The following is a 23,992-nucleotide window of genomic DNA, read 5'->3' as shown; positions in this document are numbered from 1 at the left end:
GTCTTGCCGTGGTCAACGTGGCCAATCGTGCCGATGTTGACGTGCGGCTTATTACGCTCAAACTTTTCCTTTGCCATGATGGCCTCCTTTATCGGTAATGAAGGGAGCCCGCTAATCGAGCTCCCTCAAATTTTCGCTTATGCGTATTTCGCCTGGATCTCGTCCGAGATGTTCTGCGGAACCGGATCGTAGTGGTCGAACTGCATGGTGAACTGGGCACGGCCAGACGACATCGAACGCAAGGTGTTGATGTAGCCGAACATGTTGGCCAGCGGCACAAACGCGTCAATCGCGATGGCGTTGCCACGGTTTTCCTGCCCGGAAACCTGTCCCCGACGCGATGTCAGGTCACCAATGATGCCACCGGTATATTCTTCCGGTGTGATCACTTCGACCTTCATGATCGGTTCAAGCAGTTTCGCACCCGCTTTGCGCATGCCTTCGCGCATACCCATACGAGCGGCGATTTCAAAGGCCAGAACCGAAGAGTCCACATCGTGGAATTTACCTTCGATCAGGGCAACCTTGAAGTCGATCACAGGGAAGCCAGCCAGCGGGCCGCTATCCATGACGGATCTGATGCCTTTTTCAACGCCCGGGATGTATTCCTTGGGCACCGAACCACCAACAACACGAGATTCGAACGAATAACCTTCGCCCGGCTCTGTTGGGGTGATGATCATCTTCACCTCGGCGAACTGACCCGAACCACCCGACTGTTTCTTGTGGGTGTAAACGATCTCGGCTTCGTGACCGATGGTTTCGCGATAGGCCACCTGCGGCGCACCAATATTCGCTTCAACCTTGAATTCACGCTTGAGACGGTCAATCAGGATGTCCAGGTGAAGTTCGCCCATGCCCTTCATGATGGTCTGACCCGATTCCAGATCAGTTTCCACACGGAAAGACGGGTCTTCGGCGGCCAAACGGCCCAGACCCTGGCTCATTTTTTCCTGGTCAGCCTTGGTTTTCGGCTCAACCGCGATCTCGATCACCGGATCGGGGAAGGTCATGGTTTCCAGAACTACCGGATCGCCGGTCGAACACAGAGTGTCGCCCGTGGTGGTGTCTTTCAGACCTGCCAGCGCAATGATGTCGCCCGCGAACGCTTCGGTGATTTCCTCACGTTCGTTCGAGTGCATCATCATCATCCGGCCGATACGCTCTTTCTTACCCTTGGTCGAGTTCAGAAGCGTGTCGCCCTTGGACAGAGTGCCCGAGTAGATGCGGGTAAAGGTCAGCGAGCCAACAAAGGGGTCGTTCATGATTTTGAACGCCAGACCCGAGAACGCCATATCATCATCCGCACGGCGGGCGATGTTACGGGTTTCTTCTTCGTCACCGGGTTTGAAGCCCATGTAATCGACAACGTCCAGCGGGCTGGGCAGATAGTCGATCACAGCGTTCAGCAGCGGCTGAACACCTTTGTTTTTGAACGCCGAACCACCCAGAACCGGAACAAACGCGATTTCCAGAGTACCTTTGCGCAGCAGGGCGCGCAGGGTTGGAACGTCGGGCTCATTGCCTTCCAGGTATTCCATCATCGCGTCGTCGTCCATTTCGACGGCCGCTTCGACCATTTTACCGCGCCATTCGTCAGCCATGTCCTTCAGGCTGTCGCGGATCGGTGCTTTGACCCAGCTTGCGCCTAGGTCTTCGCCCTGCCACAGCCATTCTTCCATGGTGACCAGGTCGATCAGGCCTTCCAATTCGGTCTCTGCGCCGATCGGAATACCAACCGGAACAGCGCGTGCGCCGGTACGGTCTTCGATCATTGCAACGCAGTTGAAGAAGTCCGCGCCGATCTTGTCCATCTTGTTGACGAACACCATCCGCGGAACCTTGTAGCGGTCAGCCTGACGCCACACCGTTTCGGTCTGAGGTTCAACACCGGCGTTTGCGTCCAGAACGCAGACGGCACCGTCGAGAACCGCCAGCGAGCGTTCAACTTCGATGGTGAAGTCAACGTGGCCGGGGGTGTCGATGATGTTCAGGCGGTGCTTGGGCGAGTCGGCAGTTACACCGTCTTCAGTGCGTTCCCAGAAAGTGGTGGTCGCAGCCGAAGTGATAGTGATTCCGCGTTCCTGCTCCTGCTCCATCCAGTCCATGGTGGCTGCACCGTCGTGCACCTCACCGATGTTGTGGGATTTGCCGGTGTAGTACAGGATGCGTTCCGAGCAGGTCGTTTTACCTGCATCGATATGCGCCATGATACCGAAGTTACGGTAATGGTTGAGTGTATATTCGCGTGCCATTTCAATAAGCCTCTGGAATTACCAACGGTAGTGGCTGAAGGCTTTGTTCGCCTCGGCCATCTTGTGGGTGTCTTCACGCTTCTTCACAGCGGTACCGCGGGACTGTACAGCGTCCAGCAGCTCACCGGCGAGGCGTTCTTCCATGGTGTTTTCGTTGCGGCCACGCGCAGCAGTGATCAGCCAACGGATGGCCAGTGCTTCGCGGCGCTCGGGGCGCACTTCGACCGGAACCTGATAAGTTGCACCACCAACCCGGCGCGAGCGAACCTCGACCGACGGCTTGATGTTGTCGAGTGCTTCGTGGAACACTTCGACAGGGGCGCGCTTGATCTTGCCTTCAACGCGGTCAAAGGCGTTGTAAACGATGCGCTCTGCAACCGACTTTTTACCGTCGATCATCAGGTTGTTCATGAATTTAGTCAGTACCTTGTCGCCAAATTTGGCGTCAGGCAGGACTTCGCGTTTTTCGGCGGCGTGACGACGTGACATATCAGCCTCTCCTTCTTATTTGGGACGCTTCGCGCCGTATTTCGAACGACGTTGCTTACGGTCTTTGACGCCTTGGGTATCCAGAACACCGCGCAGGATGTGGTAACGGACACCGGGAAGGTCTTTTACACGGCCGCCACGGATCAGAACAACCGAGTGTTCCTGCAGGTTGTGGCTTTCACCGGGGATGTACGAGATGACCTCGAACCCGTTTGTCAGGCGCACTTTGGCAACCTTACGCATCGCCGAGTTCGGCTTTTTCGGTGTGGTTGTGTAAACACGTGTGCAGACGCCGCGTTTCTGCGGGCACTGCTCCAGGTGCATGGACTTCGAGCGTTTTACTTTCGGCTGCCGCGGCTTGCGGATCAGCTGTTGGATCGTTGGCATTCCGGTTATATCCCCGTTTTGCAACACACATGACATGCACGCGTGATGCGTGCGGTTAAATTCGCTGCACTCGTGCGTCCACAAGCGCAAAACCCGCGAGCGTTCCCATTCCGAGGTGAACGTCGCGGTTTGTTATCAGAGGGCGCGAACGATAAAAGAGTTCGGGCCTTGACCAGTTCATTACTGAAATCGGTTTTGGGGCGGCCCCCGGTACCGAGATGTGGCGCGTAATAGGGGGAGTCGGACCCAGTGTCAACAGTACAGCTGATCCGTTCCACATCAGGCCGTTTCGCGCTGGAACCAAAGCTCATCCAGTCTTACCGCCCGTTGCAGGAACAGGTCCGTGCAGGCATAGTCAGCCCATTGGTCTGGACCACGGATGAATCATGCAAATACTTGGCCTGTGTCGTTTTTCCTATCCCGCCCATGGCGGCTTTCAGATCGAACACGAAACGATCGAGGACCGGCGCTCCTATCTGTATCAACCTGACCGGCTGGAAGAGCGGTTTCGCCTGTTTGAAACTACTAGCCTGCCCTGCATAAAAGAGCAAACCGACGAGGATTTTCAGTTTCTCATCGTGATCGGTGAATGCCTGCCAAACCCGGCACGCGAACGTCTTTACGACTTAACAGCGGACATGCCTCAGGTACAGATCATCGCGCGCGAACCAAAGCGTCATCGCAGGGTCATGAAAGAAATCCTGAATTCAGCACGCACCAAACCGGACGCCCCCTGCATCCAGTTCCGCCACGATGATGACGATGCGGTTTCGGTCGATTTCGTTGAGCGCTTGCGCATCGCCGCAGATGAGGGTCAGGGCTTAATGCGGAACCACAGAACCGTTGCGATAGACTACAATCAGGGGTTCCTGGCCCGTTTCGGTGCTGATGGCATCAGGGCGGCACAGGTGTATCAACCTTTGCTGGGGGTCGGCTTTGCGATGTACTCCGACGGGGGGAGCGACTTGACGATCATGAATTTCGCACATCACCGGATCGGAAATTTCATGCCCGTTATCAGCTATCCGGACGCACCTATGTGGGTCCGCACGCTTAACCAGTTCAACGATTCTCCGCATGCGCGAAACAGCAAGACCGAGCTGTCCCCCCTAACCTCTGAACAGGAAGGCGAATTCATCGCACGGTTCGCCATCGACCAGGACGCCGTTCGCCGCATTCATTCGGCAGATTGACGCGTCCTTTCACGGAACAGCATGAACATTCCTGCCCCAACCACTAAGGCCGCGCCCGCCATCGTAATCCTGTCGGGCCAGTCCCCAAATACGGCCCAGCCCAAACCCAACGCCCAGATCAGACTGGAATAACGAAACGGCGCGATAAAGCCGATCTCACCAGCGCGCATGACAATGACGCTGAACAAATATCCCGTCAGAACAAAGACTGCAGCACACGCTACCATCGAACCGGCGGCTGCCGGAACCGGAACCCAGCCCGAGACAGAGGTGACAAGAACCGCCGTCAATGTAATCGTCGCGGTTGTTGCCAGCGTTACTGCAAGTGATGGCACATGCACTGACATGCGTCGCGTAATCAAATCCCGGGCAGTTACCGAAGCAACTGCGATCAAAGCATATATCGCGTAGATGCTAAAACCGTCCGTGCCCGGGCGAACGATCAGCAACATACCGGCGAACCCGAAAACGATGGCAAGAATCCGACGCCAACCGATATGCTCTTGAAAAAACAACGCGGCTCCAAGTGTTACGGTCAATGGCAAGGCCAGCAGAATGGCAGTCACGTTTGCCAACGGCATATGAAGCAGCGCGACCAAAAAGAAAATTGTCGCCAACAATTCGGCGAGACAACGTGCCGCGACCAACCACTTGTCATGACGCGGAAAGTTCAGATGCAACGCCCCATAGTACCGTGCCAGAAGATACACCAGAATGGTCGCCAAAACCCCGCGGATGGCAACCATCTGAAACAGCGGTAACTGGGCTCCGGCGGCCTTGATCAAAGTGTCATTGATGGTGAAGGCAGCCATGCTGCCCATCATCAGCAAAGCACCCCTGAAATTCGGCGTCACTCTTTTTGAACTCCGCATTTGGCCACGAAGTGCATTTGGCGGCGTTCAAGAAAGAGATGTCAATATGGCTCCGCCCGCCAATGCTCTGCTAGCATGACATTTCCAATGGCGCTTCATGCAGAGCCACACCCGAGCCTGAAATGAAAAGGCCCCGCGAAATCGCGGGGCCTGATCTTTGGAATTTAAGATCGCTTATTCGCGACTTTCCGGTGTTTCCACCAGAACATCCAGCTCATCCCCGACCATATCGTCATCCATCATCGGCGCAGCCAGAGCAGCGGCGGCTTCGGCCTCTTCCCGGCGGGCTTCGATGACAACGTTGTCACGCGACTGTGCGACGCGCTGTACGCTTTGCGTTGCGCCACCGGTACCGGCAGGGATTAGACGACCGACGATCACGTTCTCTTTCAGGCCAACCAGCTTGTCTTTCTTGCCCTGAACCGAAGCCTCGGTCAGAACCCGTGTGGTTTCCTGGAACGACGCCGCCGAGATGAACGAACGCGTCTGCAGCGAGGCTTTGGTGATCCCCAAGAGGATCGGCTCGCCCTGAGCCGGACGTCCACCGCGGGCGAGGGTCTTCTCGTTGGCCGCGTCGAACTCCTGCTTGTCGACATGTTCGCCTTTCAGCAGGGTGGTGTCGCCTGAATCCAGGATCTCCCACTTCTGCAGCATCTGGCGCACGATCACTTCGATGTGCTTGTCGTTGATCTTCACGCCCTGCAGACGATAAACATCCTGCACTTCGTCGATCATGTAATCCGCCAGCGCTTCGACACCCATGATGGACAGGATGTCATGCGGGGCCGGGTTACCGTCCATCAGGTATTCACCCTTCTGGATGAAGTCACCTTCTGCAACCGGGATGTGCTTACCCTTGGGCACCATATACTCGATGGTCTCCATGGACTCGTCAGCCGGTTCGATGCTGATGCGACGCTTGTTCTTGTAGTCGCGGCCAAAGCGCACGTAACCATCAGCTTCTGCGATGATCGCATGATCCTTGGGGCGACGGGCTTCGAACAGTTCGGCAACGCGCGGCAGACCACCGGTGATGTCCTTGGTCTTGGCACCTTCACGCGGGATACGCGCGACAACTTCACCAGCTTCGATCTGCTGACCGTCTTCGATCGACAGGATCGCATCCACCGACATCGGATAGTGAACCGGGTTGCCCGCATCGTTACGGACCGGTTCGCCATCTTCGCCAACCAGAATGATCTCAGGCTTGAGGTCGCTGCCTTTAGGGGCCGCGCGCCAGTCGATCACGATCTTCTGGGTCATGCCGGTTGCATCATCGGTCACGTCGCGGACAGCAATGCCCGAAACCAGATCAACATATTTCGCGGTACCGGACTTTTCGGCGATGATCGGCAGGGTGTAAGGATCCCATTCGAACAGCTTGTCGCCACGGTTCACCTTGGTGCCATCCTTGACGAACAGCTTCGAGCCATAACCCAACTTGTGGTTGGCACGCTCTTCGCCATGTTCGTCTTTGATCACCATCTTCATGTTCCGGCCCATGACCAGGCTTTCGCCCGCGGAATTGACCAGGATCTGCGGGTTCTCGAACGAAACGACACCGTCGTGGCTGGCTTCCTGGAACGACTGCTGACCACCTTGCGCAACACCACCGATGTGGAAGGTCCGCATTGTCAGCTGCGTACCGGGTTCACCGATGGACTGGGCGGCGATGATGCCGACAGCCTCACCCGTGTTGACCATAGTACCGCGTGCAAGGTCACGACCGTAGCAGGTTGCACAGACGCCTTCCTCGGACTCACAGGTCAGAGGCGAACGGATGCGCATCGACGCAACAGCGGCCTCATCAATGATATCAGCCATACGTTCGTCGATCAGCTGACCCGCAGCGACCAGAACCTCATCGGTACCGGGACGCAGAACGTCATCGGCAGAGACACGGCCCAGCACACGTTCGGCTAGCGAAGCAACAACTTCACCGTCGTTTACCGCGGCTTCCGCAGTGATCGCGCGCTCGGTTCCACAATCGAGCTCACGCACGATGCAGTCCTGTGCCACGTCCACCAGACGACGGGTCAGGTAACCCGAGTTCGCCGTTTTCAGAGCGGTATCCGACAGACCCTTACGGGCGCCGTGGGTCGAGTTGAAGTATTCAAGAACGGTCAGACCTTCCTTGAAGTTCGAGATGATCGGCGTCTCGATGATGTCACCGTTTGGTTTGGCCATCAGGCCGCGCATACCGCCCAGCTGTTTCATCTGAGTGACCGAACCACGCGCGCCCGAGTGGGCCATCATGTAGACCGAGTTCGGTTCCTTTTCAGACCCGTCCTCTGCCCGATCCGAAGATGAGATCGTGCTCATCATCGCTTCGGTTACACGATCGTTACACTTCGACCAGGCATCAACAACTTTGTTGTACTTTTCACCCTGAGTGATCAGGCCGTCCATGTACTGCTGTTCAAAATCCTTCACCTGACTACGGGTTTCATCGACGATGCCCCATTTGTCATCAGGGATCACCATGTCGTCCTTACCGAACGAGATACCGGCGCGGAACGCTTCCTTAAAGCCCATCGACATGATCTGGTCACAGAAGATGACCGACTCTTTCTGACCGCAGTAACGGTAGACGGTGTCGATCACCTGCTGCACTTCTTTCTTCCGCAGCAAACGGTTGACCAGTTCGAACGGCGCCTTGTTGTTCATCGGCAGCAGAGCACCCAGGCGCACTCGGCCCGGAGTGGTTTCAAACCGCTGTTGAACTTCATTGCCTTCACTGTCGATCTGAGTAATCCGCGCAGTGATCTTGGTGTGCAGATGCACTTCACCGGCGTCCAGCGCGTGCTGAACTTCGTCGATCGAGCCAAAGACCTTGCCTTCGCCCGGCATACCTTCGCGTTCCAGTGTCACATAGTACAGACCCAGGATCATATCCTGCGAGGGAACGATGATCGGCGCGCCGTTTGCTGGCGACAGAACGTTGTTTGTCGACATCATCAGCACGCGGGCTTCCAGCTGGGCCTCAAGGCTCAGCGGGACGTGAACGGCCATCTGGTCACCGTCGAAGTCGGCGTTAAAGGCCGAACAGACCAACGGGTGCAGCTGGATGGCTTTACCTTCGATCAGAACCGGTTCAAACGCCTGAATGCCAAGACGGTGCAGGGTCGGCGCACGGTTCAGCATGACAGGGTGTTCGCGGATCACCTCGTCGAGGATATCCCACACTTCGGGACGCTCTTTCTCGACCAGTTTCTTCGCCTGTTTCACGGTCGAAGACAGACCCTTGGCTTCAAGGCGCGAGTAGATGAACGGCTTGAACAGTTCCAGCGCCATCTTTTTGGGCAGACCACACTGGTGCAGCTTGAGTTCCGGACCGGTCACGATGACCGAACGGCCCGAGAAGTCGACGCGCTTACCCAGAAGGTTTTGACGGAAGCGACCCTGCTTACCCTTCAGCATGTCCGAAAGCGATTTCAGCGGACGCTTATTGGCGCCGGTGATCACGCGGCCACGACGGCCATTGTCGAACAGAGCATCGACGGATTCCTGCAGCATCCGCTTTTCGTTGCGGACGATGATGTCAGGTGCGCGCAGTTCGATCAGACGCTTCAGACGGTTGTTCCGGTTGATGACGCGGCGATACAGATCGTTCAGATCCGAAGTCGCAAAACGACCACCATCCAGTGGAACCAGCGGACGCAGTTCCGGCGGAATCACCGGGATCACGGTCATCACCATCCACTCAGGCCGGTTGCCCGACTCAAGGAAGGATTCAACAACCTTCAGACGCTTGATGATCTTCTTGGGCTTCAGTTCACCGGTTGCTTCGGCCAGATCAGCACGCAGCTGTTCGGCTTCGGCTTCCAGATCGATCTGGGCCAGCATCTCACGGATAGCTTCGGCACCGATGTTCGCGGTGAACGCGTCCATGCCATAGGCATCCTGCGCGTCCATGAACTCTTCTTCGGTCAGCATCTGACCATAGGAGAGGTCGGTCAGACCGGGCTCGATGACGACATAGTTTTCAAAGTACAGAACGCGTTCCAGATCGCGCAGCGTCATGTCCAGCATCAGACCGATGCGGGACGGCAGCGATTTCAGGAACCAAATGTGTGCGACGGGCGCGGCCAGCTCGATATGACCCATACGCTCGCGGCGGACTTTCTGCAGGGTGACTTCCACACCGCATTTCTCGCAGACAACGCCGCGATATTTCATCCGCTTATATTTACCGCACAGACATTCGTAATCTTTGATCGGGCCAAAGATACGCGCGCAGAACAGACCGTCACGTTCGGGTTTGAACGTCCGGTAGTTGATGGTTTCGGGTTTCTTGATCTCGCCATAAGACCAAGAGAGGATCCGTTCCGGGCTGGCCAATGAGACCTTGATCTCGTCAAAGACCTTAGGCGGCGTCAGCGGGTTGAACGGGTTATTGGTAATTTCCTGGTTCATTTTGCGTCCTTACAAATTGGGATGGGATGAGTTTGGGGCGTTGCCGCCCCTACTCTTCCTCCGCATCCAGGAGTTCCATATTCAGGCCGAGGCCACGGACTTCTTTCACCAGAACGTTAAACGATTCCGGTACGCCCGCTTCAAAGTTATCCTCGCCCTTGACGATCGACTCATAGACCTTGGTCCGGCCGGCGACGTCATCCGATTTAACGGTGAGCATCTCCTGCAGGGTGTAGGCGGCGCCGTAAGCTTCCAGAGCCCAGACTTCCATCTCACCAAAGCGCTGACCACCGAACTGCGCCTTACCACCCAGCGGCTGCTGGGTAACCAGGCTGTACGGCCCGGTCGAACGCGCGTGGATTTTGTCATCCACAAGGTGGTGCAGTTTCAGCAGGTACTTGATGCCCACGGTCACCGGACGTGCAAACTGCTCACCCGTACGACCGTCGAACAGAACCGACTGACCGCTTTGTGAGAAGCCCGCGCGCACCAGAGCGTCATTGACGTCTGCCTCTTTGGCGCCATCAAAGACCGGAGTCGCGATCGGAACACCACGGGTCACGTTGCCCGCAGCCTCGATCAGGTGACCCTCGTCCATGCCAGTGATGCCTTCTTCATAGACATCGTCGCCATAGGCCAGCTTCATTGCTTCGCGAACCGGGGTCAGGTCGCCAGAGCGGCGATATTCACCCAGCGCGTCGTCGATGTTCAGACCCAGACCGCGCGCGGCCCAACCCATGTGGGTTTCAAGGATCTGACCAACGTTCATACGCGAAGGAACACCCAGCGGGTTCAGACAGAAGTCAACCGGCGTACCATCGGCCAGGAACGGCATGTCTTCCATCGGAACAACCTTAGAAATCACACCTTTGTTCCCGTGACGACCGGCCATCTTATCGCCCGGCTGCAGCTTGCGCTTCACGGCGATGAAGACTTTGACCATCTTCATCACACCCGGCGGCAGGTCGTCGCCACGACGAACCTTCTCGACCTTGTCTTCGAAACGGGCGTCCAGAGCACGCTTTTGCACTTCGTACTGCTCGTTCAGAGCCTCAACGATCTGTGCGTCCTGCTCATCTTCCAGCGCCAGCTGCCACCACTGACCACGGGTCAGGGTTTCCAACAGGTCCTCGGTGATCACCGACCCTGGCTTGACGCCTTTCGGGCCTTTGACCGCGGTTTTACCCATGATCAGGCCTTGCAGACGCGCATAGATGTTGCGGTCCAGGATCGCCAACTCGTCGTCCCGGTCACGGGCCAGACGTTCGACTTCTTCCCGCTCGATCTGCAGCGCACGCTCGTCTTTCTCGACGCCGTGACGGTTGAAGACGCGGACCTCAACGACCGTACCGTAATCGCCCGGCTTCACGCGCAGCGAAGTGTCGCGCACGTCAGATGCTTTTTCGCCAAAGATAGCGCGCAGCAGCTTTTCTTCCGGGGTCATCGGGCTTTCGCCCTTCGGAGTGATCTTGCCGACCAGGATATCGCCCGGTTCAACATCCGCGCCGATGTAAACGATGCCCGCCTCGTCGAGGTTACGCAGCGCTTCTTCACCGACATTCGGAATATCGCGGGTGATCTCTTCCGGACCCAGCTTGGTGTCACGGGCGGCGACTTCAAATTCCTCGATATGGACCGAGGTAAAGACGTCGTCACGCGCAATACGTTCCGAGATCAGGATCGAGTCTTCGTAGTTGTAACCGTTCCACGGCATGAACGCGACGACCACGTTCTTACCCAGGGCCAGCTCACCCATATCGGTCGACGGACCATCAGCAATGACTTCGCCCTTCTGGACGGTGTCACCCACTTTGATCAGCGGACGCTGGTTGATGCAGGTGTTCTGGTTCGACCGCTGGAATTTGCGCAGACGATAGATGTCAACGCCAGCGTCGCCCAGTTCCAGATCCTCAGTCGCGCGTATAACGATACGCTGGGCATCGACCTGATCGATGATACCGGCGCGTTTCGCCTGAATCGCAGCACCTGAGTCAATCGCAACCTTTTCCTCGATTCCGGTACCAATCAGCGGTGCCTCGGCCCGCAGCAGCGGAACCGCCTGACGTTGCATGTTCGAGCCCATCAGAGCGCGGTTAGCATCGTCATTTTCAAGGAACGGGATCAGCGATGCAGCAACCGATACCAGCTGTTTTGGGCTGACGTCGATCAGGTCCACATTCTCGCGCGGGGCCAGAGTGTAGTCACCTGACTGACGGGTCGAAACCAGATCGTTGATGAACTTGCCATCCGAATCCAGTGTCGCGTTCGCCTGTGCCACCGTGTGACGCATTTCCTCGGTCGCGGACATGTAGTGAACCTCATCGGTCACCTCGGCGTCTTTGACGACACGGTACGGTGTTTCGATGAAGCCATACTTGTTCACACGGGCAAAGGTCGCCAGCGAGTTGATCAGACCGATGTTCGGGCCTTCCGGCGTTTCAATCGGGCACATCCGGCCATAGTGTGTCGGATGAACGTCGCGCACCTCAAAGCCCGCACGCTCGCGTGTCAGGCCACCGGGGCCAAGCGCCGAAAGGCGGCGTTTGTGGGTAACTTCCGACAGCGGGTTGGTCTGGTCCATGAACTGCGACAGCTGAGACGAGCCGAAGAATTCGCGGACAGCAGCAGCAGCCGGTTTCGCATTGATCAGGTCCTGAGGCATGACGGTGTCGATCTCGACCGACGACATACGCTCTTTGATCGCGCGCTCCATGCGCAGCAGGCCAACGCGGTACTGGTTTTCCATCAGTTCGCCGACCGAACGCACACGACGGTTGCCGAGGTGGTCGATATCGTCGATGTCCCCTTTGCCGTCACGCAGTTCAACCAGAGCCTTGATGCAGGCCACGATGTCTTCGCGGCGCAGGGTGCGCAGCGTATCGGGCGCATCCAGAGCCAGACGCATGTTCATCTTTACACGGCCAACGGCGGACAGGTCATAGCGCTCGCTGTCAAAGAACAGCGTTTCGAACAGCGCCGAGGCCGCTTCGACGGTGGGCGGCTCACCCGGGCGCATGACGCGATAGATATCCATCAGCGCTGTGTCGCGGCCCATGTTCTTGTCTGCCGCCATGGTGTTGCGCATGTAGGGGCCGACATTGATGTTGTCGATATCCAGAACCGGAATATCAGTGACGCCCGCGTCGATCAGCTCTTTCGCGGTGCCTCCGATCAGCTCGCCGTCTTTGTCGTATTCCAGCGTCAGCTCATCACCAGCTTCGACATAGATCGCGCCGGTTTCTTCGTTGATGATGTCCTTGGCGACAAACTTCCCGACGATGTGATCGAATGGAACCAACAGCTCGGTGACGTTGCCTTCATCGATCAGCTTCTTGACCGCGCGCGGGGTAACTTTCTTGCCCGCTTCGGCAATCACTTCACCGGATTTGGCGTCGATCAGGTCATAGGTCGGACGCGTACCGCGTGCACGCTCGGGGAAGAACGGTGCTATCCAGCCCTTCTTCTTGTCCAGCTTGTACGACACCGTGTTGTAATAGGCGTCCATGATCGCTTCTTGATCCAGACCCAGCGCATACAGCAGCGTTGTCACAGGCAGTTTGCGGCGACGGTCGATACGGGCGAACACGATGTCCTTGGCGTCGAACTCAAAGTCCAGCCAGCTGCCGCGATACGGGATGATGCGGCAGGCAAACAACAGCTTGCCCGAGGAATGGGTCTTGCCCTTGTCGTGGTCAAAGAACACACCGGGCGAACGGTGCATCTGGGACACGATCACACGCTCGGTACCGTTCACAATGAACGTCCCGTTTGGTGTCATCAGGGGCATATCCCCCATGAACACGTCCTGTTCCTTGATGTCTTTGACCGACTTGGCGCCAGTGTCCTCGTCGACATCAAACACGATCAGACGCAGAGTGACTTTCAGCGGCGCGCTGTAGGTCATGTCGCGCTGCATGCACTCTTCGACGTCGTATTTGGGTTTTTCCAAATCGTATTTCACGAACTCCAGAACGGAGGTTTCGTTGAAATCCTTGATCGGGAAAACCGACTGGAACACGCCTTTGATGCCTTCGCCGTCTGTCGGCACATCTGCATCGCCGGAGCGCAGGAATAGATCATATGAAGATTTTTGTACCTCAATGAGGTTCGGCATCTCCAGCACTTCGCGGATTTTGCCGTAATATTTCCGAAGACGTTTCTGGCCAAGGAACGATTGAGCCATGTCAGATGTCACCTTTCGATGTTCTCAGCGGACAAAGACACCGTCGGGCCCCGGTGCCTTGCACATTAGAGACAACACGTCCGGATCAATTCGTGGCCACCGTCCCGAATGGCGGCCTCCCGATCCATGAACCGCGTCTTAGAAAACACCCCAATCCATGAGGTCCTTTCTAAGACAGGTTCGGCTGGACCCGGATTTCTCCGGGACCAGCCAAATTTCCGGTGCATCTGCGATGCACCAAAAGACTGACTTAGGCCAGTTCGACCTCGGCGCCAGCTGCTTCCAGCTTGCCTTTGATGTCTTCGGCTTCGTCTTTCGACACAGCTTCTTTGATCTTGCCGCCAGCTTCGACCAGCTCTTTGGCTTCTTTCAGGCCCAGACCGGTGATGCCGCGAACTTCTTTGATCACGTTGATTTTCGAAGCGCCGGCGTTCTTCAGAACGACGTCGAATTCGGTTTTTTCTTCCTCAGCTGCGCCACCGGCGTCGCCACCGGCTGCCATGACAACTGCGCCGCCTGCTGCGGGCTCGATGCCATATTCGTCTTTAAGGATGGTTTTCAGTTCTTGTGCTTCCAGCAGGGTCAGACCCACGATGCTTTCTGCGAGTGCTTTCAGATCAGCCATTTTATCAGCTCTTTCCGTTTACAGTGTGTGTTCCAACGTCAGGGTGACTACCCTACGCAGATCATTCAGTGCCAACCGCTTACGCAGCTTCCGCCTTCTCTTCGATGGTGGAAAGGATGCTTGCGATGTTGCTTGCAGGTGCGCCAATTGCGCCAGCGATGTTCGAAGCAGGTGCGCCCAGCATGCCCGCGATAGTAGCAATAAGCTCCTCGCGCGAAGGCATTTTGGACACGGCTTCAACGCCGGCACGATCCAGAGCGTTCTCACCCATTGCACCGCCAAGAATTTCGAACTTTTGGTTCTCTTTGGCGTAGTCCTGGGCCACTTTGGCTGCTGCCACAGGGTCCTCAGAATAGGTCAGAACGGTCATCCCCGTCAGCAGGTCGGCAATGCTTTCACATGGCTTTCCGTCGAGGGCGATTTTGGCGAGCCTGTTCTTGGCAACACGCACGGCACCACCCGCGTCACGAGCACGTGCGCGAAGGTCCTGCATCTCGGCAACTGTCAGACCGGCGTAGTGTGCAACCACTACGACGCCAGAGCTTTCGAAGATTTGGCCGAGCTCGTCGACCACTTTCTCTTTCTGGGCTCTATCCACAGTTTTCTCCAAGTTAGGGGTGATATCTCACCCCGGCTCATATTTGCCGCAGCTTACGCTCCGGCGTTCAGGTCCGTTGTTACGGGATTAGCCAAAATTCGCCCGAGGATCGAAGCCCTCAGAATTCTTTGGTCTTACCCGTCTCAGGCAGGGAATTAAGGGGTCAGATGACACCACCCACCGTCTTGGACGAAACAAAATAAAGCGCACGACGAATCGCACGCTTTACTTCGCAGCTCTCTTTATGGCAGTTACGCCGGGTTTCCAAGGGGTAAATTGGGCCAAAACCGGAAATGATCGAGCAGCGCAGCCGGCATCGGAACAGTGTCCTAGATTGACATGTTCCATACGCTGAGGTCCAGTCTGGCTAAGCCCCTTTCTTCTTAGGTATCCATCCCTGAATGCTGACTCTCACCACAGACGAATACGAACGCGCGCGCGGCTTTGTTCAGGAGTTCCTGGATCAAACGCCAGAGGATGGACCGGCGGGTTTCGAGTGCGTCTATCGTTCTCATGATTTTGCGGGCTCGCGTATAGTGCTCAGGGTCCGAGGTGCGCGCCAGGACTATGCCCTAAAGGTCGATACGGAATCGCCCGGGACGGGACGTTTGCGCGATGAGTTTGATATGCTCAGAAAGCTGACCGACCACTTTGCGCAGTACGAAACCGCGGGGGTTGTCGATCCAGTCTATATTTCACCGGGTGAGGCGTTTTTTGTGACGCAGTTTATTGACCGCCCCACCGCTGCGGATCTTATCCATAACAGCCTGGATGACGACCAGATCGGCCGCATCTATCGCCGCGCCGGATCGTGGCTGAACGAGCTGCACAGCTTTCAACCCATCAAGACCTATGATTTCCGCCCTAGCTGGATGATCGACAGGCTTCAGGCTTTGCTACGTCTTGCCCCGGACACAGCACAGCCCTGGGGGCGGAATATGGTCCAGCATCTGACTGACGAGGCATTACAGCTAAAAGGCACCCCTGAACTGCTGGTCCTTGCACACGGAGATTGTCACAGTCAAAATCTGATCGTCGGGCAAGGCGAAATGATCGGCCTGGATTTTACCGAAACGCGGGAAAAGCTGGCTGTATATGATATTGTCGACTTTCTAAAGTCCGATATCTTTCGCGATGGCACTGATGATCAGGTTGATCAAAGCGGCATCCTGAAAACGAACAAAGACATGTTCTTTCGAAAATATCGCCATCCAATTCAGATGGACGTTCTGGATATGTGCATGCGCGCACGTCTGGTGATGGATTGGCTGGACTTATGGCGATTGGACAGATCCTGCAGCGAATACGAGAGCTTTCGCAGAGACCGCCTGAACCTGCGCCTGCAAGCCGTGTATGAGTGAGGACTGAAAAAGAAAGACCCGAACAGCCTTTACCGTTCGGGTCTAGTCATTTTAGCTATAGGCTAGGGGCTTATTCGCCCGCAGCAGCAGCCACATCCAGAGTCACGCCTGGGCCCATGGTCGAGCTCAGCGCGATTTTCTTCATGTAGGTGCCTTTGGCGCCTGTTGGCTTGGCTTTGGCAACAGCGGTCACAAATGCACGAACGTTTTCTGCCAATTTGGCTTCGTCGAAGGACGCTTTGCCAACGCCAGCGTGCACAACGCCGCCTTTTTCAGCTTTGAACTGAACTTCGCCGCCTTTAGCTGCTTCTACGGCCGCTTTCACGTCCATGGTCACAGTGCCAACCTTGGGGTTCGGCATCAGGTTGCGGGGGCCCAGAACTTTACCAAGACGACCAACGATGGGCATCATGTCCGGGGTTGCTATGCAACGATCGAATTCAATGGTGCCGCCCTGAATGGTTTCCATCAGGTCTTCTGCACCAATGATATCCGCCCCTGCTTCTTTCGCTTCGTCAGCCTTGGGGCCACGAGCGAATACAGCAACGCGCATTGTTTTACCGGTGCCATTCGGCAGGCCAACAACGCCACGAACCATCTGGTCCGCGTGACGGGTGTCAACGCCCAGGTTTAGAGCGATTTCGATGGTCTCATCGAATTTCGAAGTTGCGTTGGCTTTGACCAGGGCAACTGCTTCTTCGACCGACAGGTTTTCCTTGCCAGCGACAGCTTCGCGCGCAGCGCGGGTACGTTTACCGAGTTTTGCCATCTTACTTCACCTCGATGCCCATAGAGCGGGCCGAGCCCAGGATGATCTGCATTGCGCCTTCGACGTCGTTGGCGTTCAGATCTTTCATTTTGGCTTCGGCGATTTCGCGAACCTGCTTCGAGGTCACGGATGCCACGGTCTCACGACCTGGGTTTTCCGCACCACGGGGGCGATTACGCTTGCCAACCGGCTTCAGGCCAGCTGCTTTCTTCAGGTAATAAGACGCTGGTGGCGTCTTGATGTCCATGGTGAAGGACTTGTCCTGATAATAGGTGATCACGGTCGGGCAAGGCGCGCCTTGCTCCATGTCTGCGGTCTTGGCGTTGAACGCCTTGCAGAATTCCATGATGTTGATGCCGCGCTGACCCAGCGCCGGACCAACTGGCGGCGACGGGTTCGCCTGACCTGCAGGAACCTGCAGTTTCATTGTACCAGCAAGCTTCTTGGCCATTTGGTTTTCCTTTCAACTAAAGTGAAACGCGTTTCACCCAGATTATGTTGCGTGGTCCGATCCGGGATCGCGATCCCGGTAATCTCCCACGAGAGAATCTCGCCCAAAGACGATAGAGGCGGCATTTACAGGGGAACGGAAGTGTTGGCAAGGGTTTGAATCACGGCCTGAAGCAGCCACATCGAACCCAAACCGACCCTCGCACAAAAGCTAAGCAACAGCAAACCAGCATCTGTCATCGCCCAATGAGATTGCACCCGCTACATGCACAACCTTGCGGGCTATCAGAGCAACTTAGCAGCCGCCATAATTCTTGTTTCCACTCGCCGTGATTGTGTAGGTTCCGCCTCTTGGACCCGTGTAGCATCGTGAGGTCACGCGCCTAACGCTGGCAACCGGTCGGCGGTACGAAGATACTCGCCTGATCTGAGCACCCCACTCGCACGCGAGACCATCGCCATCAAGATCCATATTATGTGGATCAGATACAGGTCCACCAGAGGCTAAGAAGAACCTTTGCGCTGCTGCGCCATTCGGAAAGTCATCACAATCATAGTCACCCCCTGCTGCCTCGGATGAAAACGGTCGCTCGTAGGATTTGGTCCCAGCTGTAGACAGGCTGTACTGACCATAATTGCTATAACCACATTGGTTCACTTTTCGAGCAGCCAGCTCTGCTTCGATCATCAGTTTCCCCCGCAATGTCGTACTTGGGAGCCGATATGCGGAACACAGCTCTGCGGACGATGCGCGCGCTACTTTCGAGGACAACACTTCGGGTGACAAAACATCAGCGGTACACGCAGCCAAAATCAAGAAAACAAAATAGATGAACGCACGCATGAAAAACGCCTTGTGGTCACTTTTCGAAAAAAACATTCGGTCAAATCAATAGGGCAGTTTTGTACCAACCCAGATCATCAATGTAAACGTTCAGCCAGCCAAGATCCTGCACTGGCTAGGGCAATGCGACGCCTCAAAATCCACCGAATAAATTTTGCCTCCTGCCTCTGGTCATCCACGCCCTCGACCATCCCGTCGAAATCCACGAATGGACCAGAGTAGGCCGTGATCTACTCGCCGATTTCAAACGAGATCATCAGCTTGGGCGCTTCGCCACCTCGCCGAGTGATGTAGAAAACCTGGTGCACCTCTGCCTTGCTTGCCAGTTGTCGCGCAAAGGCTAATCAGGACTGTGTGATTGCCAATATCCCAAGCGCGATCAGGCAGGCCCAGCCGATGCGGTGAAGAAAGCGCGGCTCTTTCAGGACGAGCGCGGCAAGGACTACGGATACCGGAATCGAGGCCTGCCGGACCGCGCTGACAGGTGCGGCCTCGGCGCCTAACTGGAAAGCTTTCAGGATAAAAAGATAGGATAGATAGGACGCAATCCCTGCTAATACGATCCGCCACGGGGCGAGTGTCCAGCCTCGTACCACGCCTAGAAATGGGGTCGACATATGGCGATCTTCCCAGGCCCGGATGCCGGCAAGGGTCAATGTCACCAGGATATAACAGTAGAACAGGAAAGGCGCGGGGGTTGTTTTTTGCATAGCGCCTGCATCGCTCAGCGAATAGGCGGCCGAGCCAAGCATCGCCATGACAGCCAGCGCAAAAGCCTTGTGATCATGCAGCAATCCGCCCGGAGATTTCTGGATCATCAGGCTGCCCATCAGGACCAGCGAAATCCCCACAAGGATGAGCCACGAATACTGTTGATCCAGCGCAAGCCAGCTAAAGGCAACGATGGCAATCGGCGAGGACCGGATGACCGGATAATACACCGAAAGGTTGCCCCGGCGCAGGGCTGAAAGCGTGCCATAGTAATAAAAGCTCAACCCCAGGGAAGAAACCAGCACCAGAGGCCAGACCTCGCGGCTGAGGGTCAGGGGCTGGCCAACCAGTCGGGCGTGAAGTGCCGCAAGAATGACCCAGGTCAGCGCTACACCAACATAACAGGACACCGGATGCGCCGTGTCTTTCAACAACAGATCCCGCAGCGGATGTGTCGCCGCCGAAATCAGAACCAGAACAATCAGGCCAAGTTCCATATCTCAGGTCTGATGAAGCGGATTGCGCTGCAGAAAGGTGTTATAGTGCACAGTCATCTGGTCGTCCGCGATCTGCACAACACCATAGGCTGGCGGTTCATCACAGAATTCCCCGTCAACACTGTCGGCAGTCAGAGGGATTTGGTGATTGAGGCTGGGCAGGCTGGTGAACGGGATGCCACGCCAGTTCACATAGGTCATGCGATGGACATGCCCATAGAAGACGTGGCGAATGTTACGCCCGTGACCGAGTGTTTCAAAAAACACTTCGGCTTCGACCAGGCGGATGTCGTCCACATAGGGAATGCCGATGTCAAAAGGCGGGTGGTGCATGAACAAATAGCAGGGCTTATCCCCCGCCGAGATCAGCTGTTCTTTCAGCCAATTCAAGCGCAAGCTGCACAGCTGACCTTCATGCATATCCGCACCGTCTTTTGTCGTATCCAGAAAGATAAACTTTCCCGCGTCGGTCTCGATGCTGTGCTGAACAAAGCCATTTGAATCCACATGGTCATCCGTAAAGACCGTTCTGAAAACCTGACGATCATCATGGTTGCCGATCATCAGGTGACAAGACAGCGGGAAACCGTCCAGATGTGACTTGAGCACCTGATAGGCTTCAGCCCTTCCAAACTCGGCCAGGTCGCCGGATATCACGCAAAACGCTGCATCCGAATGCCATTTGGCGATGTCCTCAAGGCAACGGGAAAATTGGGTCGAAGGAACGCCGCCATTCAGGTGCCCGTCTTGGTCAACAAGGTGTATATCTGTAATATGTATGAATTTCATCTACCTGCCCACTTGCCTTGTATGGTTGTCCAAATATGCCAGGCGGCCGGGTTCCATCCCCATTGGTTACGACAAAGATTATCCCGATTTCGACAGATCAGTTCCGCCCTGATTTGCCCGGGTCTGATAACGGGCTGAAGGCTCCAAAACAAGAAACGCCGCAGTGCCCAGGGCAACGCGGCGTTGTCAAATTTCGCTAATTGGAAATTAGCTTTGTTTGGTGACCTGAGTGAAGTCCAGCTCGACCGGGGTTTCCCGACCAAAGATCGAGACCGAGACCTTCAGCTTCTGGTTATCGTCATCCACACCTTCGACCATGCCGTCGAAATCTTCGAACGGACCGTCATTCACCTTGACCTTCTCGCCAATTTCGAACGAGATCATCAGCTTGGGCGCTTCTTCGCCTTCCTGGACACGGTTGAGGATCTGGTTCACCTCGGCATCGCGCATCGGCATCGGGCGGCCTTGCGGACCCAGAAAACCAGTGACCCGGTTGATCGAGTTGACCAGGTGATACCCTTGATCCGACATTTCCATATGCACCAGCACGTAACCCGGCATAAAGCGACGTTCGGTTGTGACTTTCTTGCCCCGGCGCACTTCGATCACCTCTTCGGTGGGCACCAGAACTTCGTCAATGTCATCCTCAAGGCCCTGCTCGGCCACCGACGTGCGGATCTGCTCTGCGATCTTCTTTTCGAAATTCGAAAGAACGCTGACCGAGTACCACCGTTTCGCCATGAACCTGTCGTCCTTGTTTGCCTTCGGCTGTATTCCATCTACCGGAAAAGCCGTTATTGAAAATCTGTCGCGTCACCCGGAATAAAAAGCGGCGCACAGCCCGAATCGCCGCACGCCCATTCCGAATAGTACCGCGTCACCTACTCTGACATCGCAAGCTGTGCAAGGGGGCAGCGACGTTTCCGACCTGCCCGGCCCGGTTTAACCGAACATGCCCAGAATCAGCTGCAGGCCACCACGAATACCAAGATCGACCAGCGCAAAGAACACAGCCGTCAGTGCTGCCATGATGAACACCATGACCGTGGTCAGCAACACCTCGCGGCGGGTTGGCCAGACGACCTTTGAAACCTCGGCACGGACCTGCTGAATAAACTGGATCGGATTCATAGTTGCCATTTGGCTTTGTTCTCTCTGCTAGCGGATGGGCCGGACATAACCGGGCATTGAGGCAATTTCAAGGGGGCCGTCAGGGCTTGGGCTTATCGTCCCATTCGTCGCTTAGAATGCGGCGCGCATCGCCTTCGGGGTCGTCATACTGGTTCGACCGAACGGTATAGATGAACGCAAACAGGCCAACCCCTCCCAAAAGCAGGGAAATCGGTATGAGATAGGCCAGAACTTCCATTCAGATCACCTTAGCCGCAGCGCGTTCAGAGAAACGGTAATGGACGAGGTCGACATTGCCAATGCCGCGATCAGCGGCGTGGCTAGGCCCGCAACCGCCAGCGGCACTGCAATGATATTATAGATGGTTGCAATACGGAAGTTCTCGCGAATCCGTTTCGTTGCCTTAACCGCGGTATCGCAGGCACCCGCAATCGGCGACAGGTCGTTACCCAACAGCACGATATCGGATGCCACTCGCGCAGCATCTAGCGCCGAGGCCGGTGAAATCGACACATGCGCCGCGGCCAGCGCCGCCGTGTCGTTCAGCCCGTCACCAACCATCAGGACGTGGCAGCCTTGATCCCGCAGGCATTGCACATGGGTTGCCTTGTCCTGCGGCAGGGCCTGCGCAATCCATGTCTCAATCCCCAGCTTACCGGCCAGCGTCTCAACCGCGCCTTGCGTATCGCCCGAGATCAAAATGACCTTTTTCCCCTCATCGCGAAACGCCTGAACCGCCTCAGCCGCACCAGCGCGCAATGTGTCCGAGAACAAGAACACTGAAGGCGCCCGCCCTGCTAACGACAGCCAGGCCGCAGTTTGTTCAGCCTCTTGCCCACCGGTCCATTCGGCGCGTCCCAGACGCACGGGATGGTCCTGAAAGATGCCTTCGGTGCCGTACCCCGGAACTTCAGATATCCCCTCGACATTTGCGGGCGTGACCCCCGCTTGACGGGCAGCCTGCGCCAGCGCAACAGAGAGCGGGTGCGACGAGGCCTCGGCCAGTGCCAGTGCGATTTCCAGATCGCCGGGCGCATGATCCGCAAGATTGGTCAGCTCCGGCGTTCCCGAGGTCAGCGTTCCCGTCTTGTCGAACACAACCGTATCCACCTCGGCGAGGCGTTCCAGCGCTGTGGCGTGTTTGATCAGCATCCCTTTGCGGAACAACCGGCCCGAGGCCGCCGTCGTCACCGCCGGTACGGCCAGACCCAGCGCACAGGGGCAGGTGATGATCAGCACCGCCGCTGCGATATTCAGCGCGGTGCGGATATCGCCGGAATAGATATACCAGCCCAGAAAGCTCAGCGCCGACAGGATATGCACGCCCGGTGCATAAAGCTTGGCTGCCTTATCCGCCAGCGAAGTATAACGCGACCGCCCAGATTCCGCGATGGCCACAAGATCGGCCATGCGGTGCAGCGATGTATCCTCACCCACAGCTGTCGCCCGTACGGTCAATGGACCCGTTAGATTTACCTCGCCAGCACTGACCGTCAGACCGGTTTCCGCAAATACCGGCAAGGTTTCACCCGTCAGCAGCGATCGGTCGAGCTCGGATTGCCCGGAAACGATTTCGCCATCCACCGGCATTCGGCCTCCGGGACGTACCAGGATCAGATCACCCACGCTCAGCGTTGCGACGGGCACCTCAACTTCTTGACCATCGGCCAGCCTGATCGCGCGCGGAACTTCCAACGCGGTCAACTCCTCGGCTGCGGATCGGGCGGCGGCGCGGGTACGGTAGTCCAGATAGCGTCCGGCCAGCAGAAAGAACGTCAGGGTCAGGGCGGCGTCAAAATAGGCGTGCTCACCACTCAGCGCGGTTTCCCACAGCGATGTGGCCAATGCCAACAGGATTGCCAACACGATCGGCACATCCATATTCAGGCGACCGACGCGCAAGGCGCTCCAGGCATTGGCAAAGAAGGGCTGCGCCGAAAACGCGATCGCAGGCAAAGCAATCGCTGCCGAAATCCAGTGGAACATGTCGCGCGTTGCATCGGTTGCCCCTGACCAGACAGAGACAGACAGCAACATTACATTCATCGAGGCAAAACCAGCCACCGCCAACCGCATCAACAGGTCGCGACCAGCTTTGTCGGACTGCGTGGCAGACAGGGATCCAGGGTCCAGCTCGTGCGCCTCAAAGCCTACGCGTTCAAGCACCGGGATCAGATCGGCGGCGCGCAGATCGGGCGCGGCTTTGACCATCGCACGTTTCAAGGTCAGGTTCACGCGCGCGTCCTCGACCCCGGGCTGGGCATTCAATTCACGCTCGACCGTGGCAATACAGGCCGAGCAGTGAATTCCCGGCAATGACAGCGCGATCTGCACATCCTGCGGGATCGGCCTTGCGGGCTCTACCGGGGCGGCGATACAGCCGGGGCAAGCTGCGGTGCCAGAGGACATCTGCGCAGACATC

Annotated in this window: 18 protein-coding genes; 2 read left to right on the top strand and 16 right to left on the bottom strand. The window is 56.6% G+C overall.

The window, feature by feature from the left end; all coding sequences use genetic code 11:
* Nucleotides 1-137: 137 nt before the first annotated feature.
* Genes fusA through rpsL form a run of 3 tightly spaced genes read right to left on the bottom strand, consistent with a single transcriptional unit; the run spans nt 138 to nt 3,131 of the window.
* Nucleotides 138-2,255: an elongation factor G gene (gene fusA, locus AC2FJV_RS08790; RefSeq protein ID WP_142636902.1), complete on the bottom strand. Its 2,118-nt coding sequence runs from the start codon at nt 2,253-2,255 to the stop codon at nt 138-140.
* 18 nt (nt 2,256-2,273) lie between these two features.
* A complete protein-coding gene (gene rpsG, locus AC2FJV_RS08785) occupies nt 2,274-2,744 on the bottom strand; it encodes a 30S ribosomal protein S7 (protein ID WP_008756926.1) in 471 nt (156 codons plus the stop codon).
* A gap of 15 nt (nt 2,745-2,759) precedes the next feature.
* Nucleotides 2,760-3,131: a 30S ribosomal protein S12 gene (rpsL, locus tag AC2FJV_RS08780; RefSeq protein ID WP_005621086.1), complete on the bottom strand. Its 372-nt coding sequence runs from the start codon at nt 3,129-3,131 to the stop codon at nt 2,760-2,762.
* 386 nt (nt 3,132-3,517) lie between these two features.
* Here rpsL and AC2FJV_RS08775 point away from each other — a divergent pair, with 386 nt between their 5' ends.
* Complete coding sequence (locus tag AC2FJV_RS08775) at nt 3,518-4,324, top strand: putative rhamnosyl transferase (protein WP_496713414.1); 807 nt, start codon at nt 3,518-3,520, stop codon at nt 4,322-4,324.
* Here the strand turns inward: AC2FJV_RS08775 and AC2FJV_RS08770 are convergent.
* The 5 genes from AC2FJV_RS08770 to rplJ form a co-directional block, all read right to left on the bottom strand.
* Nucleotides 4,309-5,196, bottom strand: coding sequence for a DMT family transporter (locus AC2FJV_RS08770; RefSeq protein ID WP_281973111.1), 888 nt, complete (start codon nt 5,194-5,196; stop codon nt 4,309-4,311). The two genes, AC2FJV_RS08775 and AC2FJV_RS08770, sit on opposite strands and share 16 nt — an antisense overlap.
* A gap of 174 nt (nt 5,197-5,370) precedes the next feature.
* Nucleotides 5,371-9,612: a DNA-directed RNA polymerase subunit beta' gene (rpoC, locus tag AC2FJV_RS08765; protein ID WP_271949832.1), complete on the bottom strand. Its 4,242-nt coding sequence runs from the start codon at nt 9,610-9,612 to the stop codon at nt 5,371-5,373.
* 49 nt (nt 9,613-9,661) lie between these two features.
* On the bottom strand, nt 9,662-13,795 hold the full coding sequence (gene rpoB / locus AC2FJV_RS08760) for a DNA-directed RNA polymerase subunit beta (protein ID WP_142636910.1): 4,134 nt from the start codon (nt 13,793-13,795) through the stop codon (nt 9,662-9,664).
* Nucleotides 13,796-14,045: 250 nt separating this feature from the next.
* Nucleotides 14,046-14,420 carry a 50S ribosomal protein L7/L12 gene (gene rplL / locus AC2FJV_RS08755; protein WP_142636911.1) on the bottom strand — a complete coding sequence of 125 codons (375 nt, stop codon included), beginning with the start codon at nt 14,418-14,420 and terminating at the stop codon, nt 14,046-14,048.
* 79 nt (nt 14,421-14,499) lie between these two features.
* Nucleotides 14,500-15,018, bottom strand: a complete 519-nt coding sequence (rplJ, locus tag AC2FJV_RS08750; protein ID WP_142636913.1) for a 50S ribosomal protein L10 — start codon at nt 15,016-15,018, stop codon at nt 14,500-14,502.
* A gap of 401 nt (nt 15,019-15,419) precedes the next feature.
* On the opposite strand from rplJ, the gene AC2FJV_RS08745 reads away from it, so the two are divergent.
* Entirely contained in the window at nt 15,420-16,379 is a 960-nt protein-coding gene (locus AC2FJV_RS08745) for a phosphotransferase (RefSeq protein WP_496713412.1), read from the top strand.
* 70 nt (nt 16,380-16,449) lie between these two features.
* On the opposite strand, the gene rplA is transcribed toward AC2FJV_RS08745, so the two are convergent.
* The 8 genes from rplA to AC2FJV_RS08705 form a co-directional block, all read right to left on the bottom strand.
* Nucleotides 16,450-17,148: a 50S ribosomal protein L1 gene (gene rplA, locus AC2FJV_RS08740; protein ID WP_142636917.1), complete on the bottom strand. Its 699-nt coding sequence runs from the start codon at nt 17,146-17,148 to the stop codon at nt 16,450-16,452.
* A 1-nt stretch (nt 17,149) separates the two neighbouring features.
* Nucleotides 17,150-17,599, bottom strand: coding sequence for a 50S ribosomal protein L11 (rplK, locus tag AC2FJV_RS08735; protein ID WP_085823307.1), 450 nt, complete (start codon nt 17,597-17,599; stop codon nt 17,150-17,152).
* Nucleotides 17,600-18,786: 1,187 nt separating this feature from the next.
* On the bottom strand, nt 18,787-19,650 hold the full coding sequence (locus AC2FJV_RS08730) for an EamA family transporter (protein WP_496694136.1): 864 nt from the start codon (nt 19,648-19,650) through the stop codon (nt 18,787-18,789).
* Between the two features lie 3 nt (nt 19,651-19,653).
* The gene (locus AC2FJV_RS08725) at nt 19,654-20,439 is read right to left on the bottom strand and encodes a phosphodiesterase (RefSeq protein ID WP_496713410.1); all 786 of its coding nucleotides are present in this window, start codon (nt 20,437-20,439) and stop codon (nt 19,654-19,656) included.
* Nucleotides 20,440-20,646: 207 nt separating this feature from the next.
* On the bottom strand, nt 20,647-21,180 hold the full coding sequence (gene nusG / locus AC2FJV_RS08720) for a transcription termination/antitermination protein NusG (RefSeq protein WP_142637254.1): 534 nt from the start codon (nt 21,178-21,180) through the stop codon (nt 20,647-20,649).
* Between the two features lie 201 nt (nt 21,181-21,381).
* The gene (secE, locus tag AC2FJV_RS08715) at nt 21,382-21,579 is read right to left on the bottom strand and encodes a preprotein translocase subunit SecE (protein ID WP_142636925.1); all 198 of its coding nucleotides are present in this window, start codon (nt 21,577-21,579) and stop codon (nt 21,382-21,384) included.
* Nucleotides 21,580-21,649: 70 nt separating this feature from the next.
* Nucleotides 21,650-21,808 carry a cbb3-type cytochrome oxidase assembly protein CcoS gene (gene ccoS, locus AC2FJV_RS08710; protein ID WP_142636927.1) on the bottom strand — a complete coding sequence of 53 codons (159 nt, stop codon included), beginning with the start codon at nt 21,806-21,808 and terminating at the stop codon, nt 21,650-21,652.
* A 5-nt stretch (nt 21,809-21,813) separates the two neighbouring features.
* The gene (locus tag AC2FJV_RS08705; protein ID WP_496713408.1) at nt 21,814-23,991 is read right to left on the bottom strand and encodes a heavy metal translocating P-type ATPase; all 2,178 of its coding nucleotides are present in this window, start codon (nt 23,989-23,991) and stop codon (nt 21,814-21,816) included.
* Nucleotide 23,992: the final 1 nt, after the last annotated feature.

The sequence above is a fragment of the Ruegeria sp. CDSA241 genome (assembly GCF_059611265.1).
The sequence above is the reverse complement of the archived record's forward strand: the minus strand, read 5'-3'. Positions and strand labels throughout refer to the sequence as shown.

Bases quoted from the DNA above. Each gene is read 5' to 3' on its own strand.
- fusA (WP_142636902.1), bottom strand. From the start codon at position 2,255: ATGGCACGCGAATATACACTCAACCATTACCGTAACTTCGGTATCATG.
- rpsG (WP_008756926.1), bottom strand. From the start codon at position 2,744: ATGTCACGTCGTCACGCCGCCGAAAAACGCGAAGTCCTGCCTGACGCC.
- rpsL (WP_005621086.1), bottom strand. From the start codon at position 3,131: ATGCCAACGATCCAACAGCTGATCCGCAAGCCGCGGCAGCCGAAAGTA.
- AC2FJV_RS08775 (WP_496713414.1), top strand. From the start codon at position 3,518: ATGCAAATACTTGGCCTGTGTCGTTTTTCCTATCCCGCCCATGGCGGC.
- AC2FJV_RS08770 (WP_281973111.1), bottom strand. From the start codon at position 5,196: ATGCGGAGTTCAAAAAGAGTGACGCCGAATTTCAGGGGTGCTTTGCTG.
- rpoC (WP_271949832.1), bottom strand. From the start codon at position 9,612: ATGAACCAGGAAATTACCAATAACCCGTTCAACCCGCTGACGCCGCCT.
- rpoB (WP_142636910.1), bottom strand. From the start codon at position 13,795: ATGGCTCAATCGTTCCTTGGCCAGAAACGTCTTCGGAAATATTACGGC.
- rplL (WP_142636911.1), bottom strand. From the start codon at position 14,420: ATGGCTGATCTGAAAGCACTCGCAGAAAGCATCGTGGGTCTGACCCTG.
- AC2FJV_RS08745 (WP_496713412.1), top strand. From the start codon at position 15,420: ATGCTGACTCTCACCACAGACGAATACGAACGCGCGCGCGGCTTTGTT.
- rplA (WP_142636917.1), bottom strand. From the start codon at position 17,148: ATGGCAAAACTCGGTAAACGTACCCGCGCTGCGCGCGAAGCTGTCGCT.
- rplK (WP_085823307.1), bottom strand. From the start codon at position 17,599: ATGGCCAAGAAGCTTGCTGGTACAATGAAACTGCAGGTTCCTGCAGGT.
- AC2FJV_RS08730 (WP_496694136.1), bottom strand. From the start codon at position 19,650: ATGGAACTTGGCCTGATTGTTCTGGTTCTGATTTCGGCGGCGACACAT.
- AC2FJV_RS08725 (WP_496713410.1), bottom strand. From the start codon at position 20,439: ATGAAATTCATACATATTACAGATATACACCTTGTTGACCAAGACGGG.
- nusG (WP_142637254.1), bottom strand. From the start codon at position 21,180: ATGGCGAAACGGTGGTACTCGGTCAGCGTTCTTTCGAATTTCGAAAAG.
- secE (WP_142636925.1), bottom strand. From the start codon at position 21,579: ATGGCAACTATGAATCCGATCCAGTTTATTCAGCAGGTCCGTGCCGAG.
- ccoS (WP_142636927.1), bottom strand. From the start codon at position 21,808: ATGGAAGTTCTGGCCTATCTCATACCGATTTCCCTGCTTTTGGGAGGG.
- AC2FJV_RS08705 (WP_496713408.1), bottom strand. From the start codon at position 23,991: ATGTCTGCGCAGATGTCCTCTGGCACCGCAGCTTGCCCCGGCTGTATC.